The following is a 10,041-nucleotide window of genomic DNA, read 5'->3' on the forward strand; positions in this document are numbered from 1 at the left end:
AATAGAGTTTTCGATAGTGGTTCAGCCTTTGAAAAACAAATTGCTGCACAAGTCCCCAGCATTTTTAATCTCAACGGTGAAGATATTCCGGCTGGTATTGACAACCGCAGTGATAACAAAGGCCCAGAACCAGAAGGTGTAACTGTTGGTGTCATTAACGGCAAAACTTATGCGTTCATCGGGTTAGAACGCACTGGTGGGATTATGGTCTATGACGTTACCAATCCCCAGTCACCCCAGTTTATAGAATATGTCCCTAACGCCACTGGTGATTTAGCACCTGAAGGTCTGAAGTTTATTCCTGCTAGTGATAGTCCTAATGGTAAAGATTTACTGATTGTTGCTAACGAGGTTAGTAAAACCATCGCAGTTTATGAGGTCAATCTTTCTAATAATCTTGCACCCACTGCCTTGACATTAAGTGCAACTAATGTAAATGAAACTGTTCCAGCTAACACAGTGATTGGCACATTTAGCACCATTGACCCCAATCAAGGAGACACTTTTACTTATTCTTTCGCTAATGGTGGTAATGATAATTCATTCTTTACCATTAATGGTAATAGTTTAATTATTAACCAATCTCCAGATTTTCAAACCAAGTCTAACTACTTCATTCGTGTTGTCACAACTGACCAAGGTGGACTGAGTTTTGAGGAAGATTTAGTAATTGGTGTTAATGACATTCTAGATAGCCAGACTCAATTACTGAACCCAAAAAATGATGTCTTTAATATTACTGGAGTCAATGTCAAGGTTAAACTCAAAGTTAAACTATTGGGACGCAATTCTAATTTAGTTAATGAACTGGGAGTATATAGTGTTGATGATCAAAATGGCACAATTAATGGCATTGCTCCGGGTGCAGCAGGTTACGCTGAAGCAGCATTAGCACGCAGCCAGGCAATTTTTTCTATTATTGCGAATAATCCCAATGGCTTTGATCCTAATAATCTCAGTCGCTTGTTAGAATTTGATAGCAATCAGAATTTCAGGTTTTATTTAATTAAAAATAGTACCCTTAATACAGTTAAACAAACTTCTTCTACAAGCAATATACTTTTTTCTAACACTAGTGTTCAACAAATTACATCTTTAACTGCGGGTAGTTTTACTTTAGGTTGGACAGATGGCTCGAATAATACTAATGTATTTAATGATTTAGTAGTTAATATTACAGCCACCGACGAAACCCCAATTATAGGTGCAGGTTTACAAGGAATACAAGCAGCAGAAGTAATTGATTTACGGAGTTTTATTGGTGGTGTATCTGCAACATTTACAGTCAATAGAGAAGCTGCTTTTGATAACTTTGTTGGCTTCTATCAGGTAACTGGTGAAAATGGGGGAATTGATATTAATAATGATGGTGTAGCTGATTTGCTACCGGGACAAGCTGGCTATATCCAAGCTGCTATTAATCAACGTCTAGCAGGTGTCAACTTAACGGTAGATAACCAAGCTACCGCAAATTATACAGGTACTTTTTCTGGTGGTGGGATTTTTGCACCATTTATGATTGTCAATGGTAGACCAGAAGCTTTACTTGATACTAATGGCAGTAATGATCCGGCAGTTTATTTTCCCTACTTGGGTGCTAACCCCAATCAAGTAGACCATATTCGTTTATTAGGTGATAATGTCTTTGGTTTTGAGGATTTACCTGGTGGTGGTGACGGAGATTACAATGATGTGATTGTGCGCGTTGGTTTTAACACTATTTTCTAGTCAACAAAATTCATTCATGAGTATTTTAGCTGTCTTCAACCTTCAGAAAACAGTAATTGTGTCACTTGCTCTAAAACTTTTAATCCTTGCAACGAACCTCGAATTAGACGAGTAGCTGCAATAGGTTGGCGGATGAATGTTAGTGCTAGAGATAGAGGCTTGAGTGAACCATCGGGATTGATTGCTGCTGAGATGTCAGGGATATCATGGTGGGAATCATCACTGACTACTCGTAACATCGCTACTTCTATGCCCATTTTTTTAAAAAAGTCCAAAACAGCAAAGCCTTCCATATCAACGACATCAACACTCATCGTTTCACCAAGATAGCGTTTTTCGGTGGCAGAACAAATCACGCGATCGCTTGTTAATGATTTAACTATTTTGACTGTTGACTGGATATGTGCATTTAGTATATGACTGCATTGTTGTACTTGTTGCTGATACATACAATCTTGATACAGCACAATATCACCAACTTTGTACTGCTGCGTCAAGCTGCCACATAACCCCATAACTAAGACTCCTGGTTTGATCTCATTCCCAAAGTCTTTTGTCTTTGACCATTTTTGCAAATATTCTTTTACAGGTTTTATCCCTACTGGTATCGGTACAACATGAGGCTTTTTACCAGTCACTCGATTTAAACCGCGACACACTGCCGCATACTCTGCACCTTGCGGCACTAAAATTGTTGGCATTCCCCATTCCCCACTTCCCCAAATAGAACTCGCAAATGACACGATGATTTAATGTAGCATGACAAATAATTATGTCTTCCGCGTGATGATTTTCCAAGATGGCAAAGCTTAGTAGCGCAAAATCTGCACGAGAGCGTTTTAATATTTCCCGATTAGCTATTGAGTTCTCATGGCTGACGGTGAGTTTTTGGATTGCGGTGGCTGTAGCTGGGATTCTGGCTTTTAGTTCCCTCAAGTATGCTTTGTTTCCAGACATTACCTTTCCGGTGGTGGTGGTGAATGCTACTGCGCCTCCTTTGGTAAATGCTTTAGATACGGAAGCGAAACTCACCCAACCTATAGAGGAACGCCTGCGTTCTCTGGAAGGACTGGAGGATATTCGCTCATCTAGTTATCCTGGACAATCTGCTGTAAGTTTGTCTTTTGCTGTAGGAACGAATCTAGAAACATCAACTCGTAGTGTCGAAACTGCACTAAAGCAACTAACTTTACCCCAGGGAGCAAATTATAAAATTATTCCCCTAAACCTGAATGAATCAGCAGCCGTGAGTTATGCCATTGAGAGTTCGTCACAGAATCTCAATGATTTGACTAAGCTGGCAAATGACCAGATTATACCAGCGATCGCTAAATTACCAGGAGTGCTGAAAGTCTCGCTATTGGGTGCGGCTAGTGCAGCATCTCCTATTAATCCCACAAATCCAACTGCGGCTTTGACTCAAGGGGGAGCAAATTTAGTCAGATTTAATGGTCAAGACGCACTAGCATTTCAAGTCATTAAGCGTGGTAATGCTAATACCTTGGAAGTAGTGAGTTTAGTGGAAAAGGAAGTACAAACACTCCGCACTAACTTTACAGATATTAAACTCACCCTAGCCGCTACCCAGGCAGAATATATCCGCAATGCCACCCAGTCAACCATAGATGCGTTGATAGAAGCTATAGTTTTGGCAATTGTGGTAATTTTCCCATTTTTATGGAGTTGGCGAGCCACCCTCATTTCTGCCTTAGCAATTCCGACATCTTTGTTGGCGACGTTTATCGTCATGGCAATTTTTGGCTTTAACCTAGAAACGATTACACTGTTAGCGTTAGCCTTAGTTATTGGCAGTGTAATTGATGATGCCATCATTGATGTAGAAAACATCATGCGGCACATTGACGAAGGACAAACACCCCGCCAAGCTGCATACTCCGCTACCGATGAAATTGGCTTAACAGTCGTCGCCACGACTGCGACAGCCATAGCTGTTTTCTTACCTATTGGATTGATGGGTGGAGTAGTCGGACAGTTCTTCAAGCCATTTGGTATTACCGTTTCCGCCGCTTATATTGCTTCTACATTGGTGGCGCGGACTTTATCACCAGTGTTATCTATTTATTGGCTCAAACCACCTGCTACAACTTCCCGACGCAGGGAACTAAAAATTGGGGTTTATTTTACCCAAACTTATCGAAACTTACTCTCTTGGTCTTTGAACCATCGCACAATAGTTATTGCCTTAGCTATTCTCAGTTTTATTGCCGGGATTGCCCTAATTCCATTCATTCCCAAGGGTTTTATTCCCAAACTAGATCGGGGTGAGTTTAACATTACCTACACTGCACCTCTGCCTAAAATACCTGATTTGGCAGCTTTGCAGAGATTGGGAGTGCAGGGGAGCAGGGGAGCAGCACTTTTACCCAATCCCCAATCCCCCATCCCTAACCCCCTCAACGACTCCCTGGAGGTGGCGAAAAAATTGGAAGCAGTCGTGAGAAAATCCCCAGATGTAGAAACAGTTTTTACTACTGTGGGTTCTCGTGAGGGTGAACCAAATAAGGGAACACTCTATGTCAAGCTGAAAGAAAACCGCAGCATTAAAACGGCAGAATTACAAGACCAATTACGCACAACTTTACCTAATCTTCCCGGTGTCACTACCAGCGTGGAAGATATTCAATTTGTAGACACTGGTGGACAAAAACCTTTACAGGTATCTTTACGCGGTAATGATTTACAAACCCTAAGTAAAGCCGCCAAGACAATTAAATACCGCATTACCAAAATCCCAGGATTTGCTGATGTCACCGTCACAGGGGACGCAAATAACGAGGGTCAAGTTTTTAACATTGAACGGCTCAACAATCAACGGGTAGCATATGTTAGTGCCAACTTGGGTCAAGATTTAACTTTGGGTGATGCTACAGACAAAATTATTGCGGAAGCCAAAGGAGTATTACCTGCTGATGTCACTTTAGACCTAGGGGGAGATTCTGCCCGTCAAAGCGAAGTTTTTGGTAGTTTCGCGTCAACTTTGGTCTTATCAGCAGTGTGTATCATCGTCGTGTTGATTCTACTGTTCAAAAGCTGGGTAGATCCAGTAGTGATTGGTGCTTCCTTACCCTTAGCGGTGGTAGGAGCAATGCTAGCATTACTTTTTACCAAGAGTGACTTCGGGATGATTTCGCTAATTGGCTTTGTGTTCTTGCTGGGACTGGCCAATAAAAACGCCATCTTGCTGGTAGATTACATTAGTCAGCTACGCAAAGCAGGTTTAGAACGCACAGAAGCCATCCTGCAAGCGGGGCCAGTGAGACTCAGGCCGATTATGATGACTACCTTTTCCACCATTTTAGGGATGCTACCGATCGCCTTGGGTTTTGGTGCAGGTTCAGAATTGCGATCGCCTATGGCTGTAGCTATTGCCGGCGGTTTGGTGACTTCTACTATCCTCAGCTTGATTGTCGTTCCAGTAGTCTACGCGATTTTAGATGATTGGTTTCCCCGGTTTAAGAAGGTGAAAAACTAATGCAAGTATTTGTCACAGGGGGAACTGGTTTTGTTGGCTCTCATGTGGTGCGCTTGTTGCTGCAACAGGGATACCAAGTGAAAGCATTGGTACGCCCTAGCAGTAACTTAGGCAACCTCAAGGGGTTAAATGTAGAAATTGTCAAGGGGAATCTCAATTATCCAGAATTGTGGCAGCAGATGCTTGGTTGCAAGTATCTATTTCATGTTGCCGCCCATTATTCCCTGTGGCAAAAAGACCGCTATTTACTTTATCGTCACAACGTTGAGGGGACAGAAAATGTCTTAAATGCTGCCCAAAAAGCGGGGATTGAGCGCACTGTATATACTAGTTCCGTGGCGGCGATTGGCGTTGGTGCATCTGGTCAAGTGGTCGATGAGACTCACCAAAGCCCCGTAGAAAAGCTGGTGGGGGATTACAAAAAATCCAAGTTCCTCGCCGAACAAGTAGCCATACAAGCTATAGGTAATGGTCAAGATATCGTAATTGTCAATCCCAGCAGTCCAATTGGGGCATTAGATATTAAACCGACACCCACAGGGGAGATTATCTTGCGATTCTTGCGGCGGCAAATGCCCGCTTACGTCAATACAGGACTCAACTTTATTGATGTGCAAGATGTAGCCTGGGGACACTTATTAGCATTGCAAAAAGGTAAAACAGGCGATCGCTATATCTTAGGTCATCAAAACCTCACCCTCAAACAACTGCTAGAACAACTGGCAGATATCACAGGCATACCAGCACCCCAGCAGACTATCCCCAACTGGCTACCTCTAGGTGTCGCCTGGATTGATGAAAAGATTCTCGCCCACCTAGGCAAATATCCCTCAGTCCCCTTAGATGGCGTGCGGATGGCACAACAACCGATGTATTACAATGCCGCAAAAGCTGTTAAAGAATTAGGCTTACCCCAATCGCCTGTGAATGTCGCCCTCAAAGACGCTGTAGATTGGTTCGTGGCCAATGGATATGTCAATTAAGGTTTGTAGTAAGGACTTTAGTCATTATTTTGAGGACTAAAGTCCTCACTACGAACAAAAGATGCTTTGATCTATATATAGAGGAGTATTAAAACAAATGGCGATCAATCTGCAACAAGCTATAGATATTGGTAAGTATCTGGTAACTCAACGCCTTTTAGGACGCAAAAAGTTTCCTTTGGTATTGATGCTAGAACCACTGTTTCGCTGTAATTTAGCGTGTTCTGGTTGTGGTAAGATTCAGCATCCTACAGAGATACTCAAGCAAAACTTGACTCCAGAACAGTGCTTTACCGCCGTGGAAGAGTGCGGCGCACCAGTTGTATCAATTCCTGGGGGAGAACCGCTATTACACCCCCAAATTGACGAAATTGTCAAGGGATTAGTACAACGCAAAAAATATGTTTATTTGTGTACCAATGGGTTGTTGTTAGAAAAAAGCCTCGATAAGTTTCAGCCGTCTCCTTACTTAACTTTTAGTGTCCATCTTGATGGGATGAGGGAATGGCATGATCAATGTGTAGCCCGTAAAGGTGTGTTTGATATTGCTGTTAAAGCGATCAAAGCAGCTAAAGCCAAAGGGTTTCGTGTTACTACCAACACAACTATTTTTGAAGGTTGTGACATCAAAGAAATGCAGGAGTTTTTCGACTTCTTGGAAACCCTCAAGACAGATGGGATGATGATTTCCCCTGGTTATGGCTACGAATGGGCCCCAGATCAAGACCATTTCCTCCGGCGTGAACAAACTCGTGCCTTATTTAGAGAAATCCTCACACCCTACACATCTGGTCAAAAAAACTGGAATTTCAATCACAACCCCTTATTCCTAGACTTTCTCATCGGGGAAAAGGACTATGAATGTACACCTTGGGGTAGTCCTAGTTACAGTGTTTTAGGTTGGCAAAAGCCCTGTTATCTTTTAAATGAAGGGCATTACACTACCTTTAAGGAATTGCTAGCAGAAACCGACTGGAGTCAATACGGCCGCGCTAGTGGTAATCCCAAGTGTGCTGATTGCATGGTTCACTGCGGTTATGAACCAACAGCCGCAATGGATGCTATGCAACCGCAAAATATTGCTCGTTCTCTAGGGACTGTGTTTGGAAAGTAGTGCTGAGTAGTGAGTGCTGAGTGCTGAGTAGTGAGTAAGGAGTAGTGAGTAAGGAGTAGTGAGTAAGGAGTAGTGAGTAAGGAGTAGTGAGTAAGGAGTAAGGAGTAGTTAGTAGGAAAATGTCTATCTTGTCTACCCAGTCCCCAATCCTCAATCGCCAGGAGTTATTTAATTAATTTTGACTTTTGACTTTTGACTTTTGACTTGATTTGTCCTCAATCCCCATTAATATAGGTAATTACAAATGGCAGAAGCTAAAAATGTACTTGGTACAGACTTAGAGGTTTGCTGTACATCGCCCATGACTGGGTTTTACCGTGATGGATTTTGTTCTACAGGTGCTTATGATACAGGGATGCACGTTGTTTGCGCTCAAGTTACACCAGCGTTTTTAGAGTTTACCAAATCACGAGGTAACGACCTCAGCACACCTGTTCCTGAGTATAATTTTCCCGGATTAAAGCCTGGAGATCGCTGGTGTTTATGTGCATCACGTTGGCAAGAAGCGTTAGAAGTTGGTGTTGCTCCTCCTGTGGTGCTTGTAGCCACCCATGCTAGGGCTTTGGAAGTTTGTAATTTTGAGGATTTAACGAAACACGGCTTAACTTCTATCTAGAAAATCAGTTGAGATCAAACCTTGGGTTTCTAAATAGTGAAGCACTTGGTTAACACACTGCTCAACAGTGAATTGATCCGTTTGACAGATAATGTCTGGATTTATCGGTTCTTCGTAAGGATCAGAGATACCAGTAAAATGTTTAATTTGCCCCGCTCTGGCTTTGGCGTAAAGTCCTTTAACATCACGGGATTCACAAACTGCAAGTGCAGCTTGAACGTAAATTTCGATAAAGTTGGTAGTTGTCTGTTTCAGTTCCTCTCGAACTTGACGATAGGGACTGATCACAGCAGCGATCGCAATTATGCCATTGCGACTAAGTAAGTTGGCAACAAAGCCAATACGCTGCACATTTGTATCTCTATCTTGTTTGCTAAAGCCCAGTCCTTGAGATAGATAGGTGCGAACGATATCACCATCTAACACTTCTGTTAAGTAATTTCTCTTTTGTAGTTCTTGCGCTACACCTTTGGCGATAGTTGTTTTACCAGCACCACTTAACCCTGTAAGCCAGAGAATAGAACCGCGTTGTTTCATGTTTAGGAACTTCCAGAAAATTAATAAATTCACTGAAAAATTATATTTTATCGGAAGTGCCTTCAGTCTATTTCCTCCCAATACGGTTCGGTTAACGTTATGGGTGGGTAGAGACGTTATTATTTTGGCAAATTATCTGATCCGAACCGTATTGTATTTCTTCATACAAAAAAATCCCCCAATTCTGAGGGATTTGAGAGAAGGAGGTTTTTTCAATGAATCATCTATGCAGGAGTAGGTTGGGTACTACTTTGCAATAGTTGAATAATCGCAGTTTTTTCTAATATTCCGACTAGCACGCCGTTGTCACGAGTGACGGGTAGTGCAGATAATTTTTGTTGATCGAGTAGTTGCACTACTTCTAGTAATGGTTTATTTGATGGGATAGTGGTGGATTCAATCGATCGCATCACGTCTTTGATTTGCGTTTCTGACCACAATGTTGTACTTACAGTGCGTAAGTCATTAAGTGCGATCGCACCTACTAATTGCCCTTCATCGTTCGTGACTAAGAACCGTTGCCAGTTATTGCCTTGAACAATTTGCTGATCTGCAAACTCTCTGAGGTTTATATTAGCTGAAACCACTGGACTATTAAGTGTAACTGCATCTGCTGCTGTCAATCCTGTGAGTTTTTCTTGAAATTTAGCAAATTGCGCCGCATTACCAGCATTTCTTAATAGGAAGAAACCAATTAATAAGTTCCAGAAGTTGCTAAAGCTACCAAAAAAGAAGAGAGGAATTACACCAGAAGCGATCGCTACCCAACCAAATATTTGTCCAACTCGGCTAGCAAATGTCACACCTTTGTAGGGATTACCTGTAATCTTCCAGACAATGGCTTTGAGGATATTACCGCCATCTAAAGGTAAGCCAGGAATGAGGTTAAACAAGGCTAAAGCTAGGTTTACAGATGCTAGAACGCCGAGAATAGCTGCTACGGGGCCGGAGATGGGACTGGTAACACCAACTACTGTGACGATACCGCATAACAACAGGCTGACTAAAGGCCCAGCGATCGCTACCCAAAAGGCTTCCCCTGGGGTTTTCGATTCTTTTTCTAAGCTAGCCAAACCACCAAAAATAAATAGTGTAATTGAATTTACGCTAATTCCCTGACGTAAGGCTACAAAGCTATGTCCTAACTCGTGGGCGACGACAGAGGCAAACAATAACAACGCTGTCGTCAATCCTAGTATTAAAGCTAATCCCCCAGACAATTGGGGAAATTGTGCCATGAGTCCACCGCTATAACTCCAGGTTACTAATCCCAGAACCAGAAACCACGATGGATGGATGTAAAAGGGAATACCGAAGAGATTCCCAACGCGAATTGTGCCGTTCATGTCGTTTACCTTTGATTTCAACGGCGAGAGTTGTTTTTTTAACCCTCTCGTTGTTTCAAGTGTAACAAAGTATTAAGCAATTTTAATATTTGTAATGGTAGTAGTGTCCGGCTGATTAGGTGCGGTTATTAGGAAAACTGTGCTGAGTGCTGAGTGCTGAGTGCTGAGTGCTGAGTGCTGAGTGCTGAGTGCTGAGTGCTGAGTGCTGAGTGCTGAGTGCTGAG

General features: G+C 42.4%; 8 protein-coding genes. 5 read left to right on the top strand and 3 right to left on the bottom strand.

The window, feature by feature from the left end:
- Nucleotides 1-1,728, top strand: a 1,728-nt coding sequence (locus tag VB693_RS25730) for a choice-of-anchor I domain-containing protein (RefSeq protein WP_323268729.1), incomplete at its 5' end; no start/stop codon positions are given.
- A gap of 35 nt (nt 1,729-1,763) precedes the next feature.
- Here the strand turns inward: VB693_RS25730 and VB693_RS25735 are convergent.
- Entirely contained in the window at nt 1,764-2,429 is a 666-nt protein-coding gene (locus VB693_RS25735) for a phosphorylase (RefSeq protein ID WP_323268730.1), read from the bottom strand.
- A gap of 98 nt (nt 2,430-2,527) precedes the next feature.
- Between VB693_RS25735 and VB693_RS25740 the strand changes: the two genes are divergently transcribed.
- The 4 genes from VB693_RS25740 (at nt 2,528) to VB693_RS25755 (ending at nt 7,934) form a co-directional block, all read left to right on the top strand.
- Nucleotides 2,528-5,221, top strand: a complete 2,694-nt coding sequence (locus tag VB693_RS25740; RefSeq protein WP_323268731.1) for an efflux RND transporter permease subunit — start codon at nt 2,528-2,530, stop codon at nt 5,219-5,221.
- Nucleotides 5,221-6,204, top strand: a complete 984-nt coding sequence (gene hpnA / locus VB693_RS25745; RefSeq protein ID WP_323268733.1) for a hopanoid-associated sugar epimerase — start codon at nt 5,221-5,223, stop codon at nt 6,202-6,204. Before VB693_RS25740 ends, hpnA begins: the two co-directional genes overlap by 1 nt.
- Before the next feature lie 97 nt (nt 6,205-6,301).
- Nucleotides 6,302-7,318, top strand: coding sequence for an adenosyl-hopene transferase HpnH (gene hpnH / locus VB693_RS25750; protein ID WP_323268734.1), 1,017 nt, complete (start codon nt 6,302-6,304; stop codon nt 7,316-7,318).
- Nucleotides 7,319-7,562: 244 nt separating this feature from the next.
- The gene (locus VB693_RS25755) at nt 7,563-7,934 is read left to right on the top strand and encodes a DUF2237 domain-containing protein (RefSeq protein ID WP_323268735.1); all 372 of its coding nucleotides are present in this window, start codon (nt 7,563-7,565) and stop codon (nt 7,932-7,934) included.
- Here the strand turns inward: VB693_RS25755 and cysC are convergent.
- Both cysC and VB693_RS25765 read right to left on the bottom strand, forming a co-directional pair.
- Nucleotides 7,920-8,471 (bottom strand): adenylyl-sulfate kinase, encoded by a 552-nt coding sequence (gene cysC, locus VB693_RS25760; RefSeq protein ID WP_323268736.1) that lies wholly within the window; start codon nt 8,469-8,471, stop codon nt 7,920-7,922. The genes VB693_RS25755 and cysC overlap by 15 nt on opposite strands.
- A 224-nt stretch (nt 8,472-8,695) precedes the next feature.
- Nucleotides 8,696-9,817, bottom strand: coding sequence for a site-2 protease family protein (locus VB693_RS25765; protein ID WP_323268737.1), 1,122 nt, complete (start codon nt 9,815-9,817; stop codon nt 8,696-8,698).
- Nucleotides 9,818-10,041: the final 224 nt, after the last annotated feature.

Origin of the sequence: Anabaena sp. UHCC 0399 (genome assembly GCF_034931465.1) — a bacterium.
GTDB lineage: Bacteria > Cyanobacteriota > Cyanobacteriia > Cyanobacteriales > Nostocaceae > Trichormus > Trichormus minutissimus.

Bases quoted from the DNA above. Each gene is read 5' to 3' on its own strand.
- VB693_RS25735 (WP_323268730.1), bottom strand. From the start codon at position 2,429: ATGCCAACAATTTTAGTGCCGCAAGGTGCAGAGTATGCGGCAGTGTGT.
- VB693_RS25740 (WP_323268731.1), top strand. From the start codon at position 2,528: ATGGCAAAGCTTAGTAGCGCAAAATCTGCACGAGAGCGTTTTAATATT.
- hpnA (WP_323268733.1), top strand. From the start codon at position 5,221: ATGCAAGTATTTGTCACAGGGGGAACTGGTTTTGTTGGCTCTCATGTG.
- hpnH (WP_323268734.1), top strand. From the start codon at position 6,302: ATGGCGATCAATCTGCAACAAGCTATAGATATTGGTAAGTATCTGGTA.
- VB693_RS25755 (WP_323268735.1), top strand. From the start codon at position 7,563: ATGGCAGAAGCTAAAAATGTACTTGGTACAGACTTAGAGGTTTGCTGT.
- cysC (WP_323268736.1), bottom strand. From the start codon at position 8,471: ATGAAACAACGCGGTTCTATTCTCTGGCTTACAGGGTTAAGTGGTGCT.
- VB693_RS25765 (WP_323268737.1), bottom strand. From the start codon at position 9,817: ATGAACGGCACAATTCGCGTTGGGAATCTCTTCGGTATTCCCTTTTAC.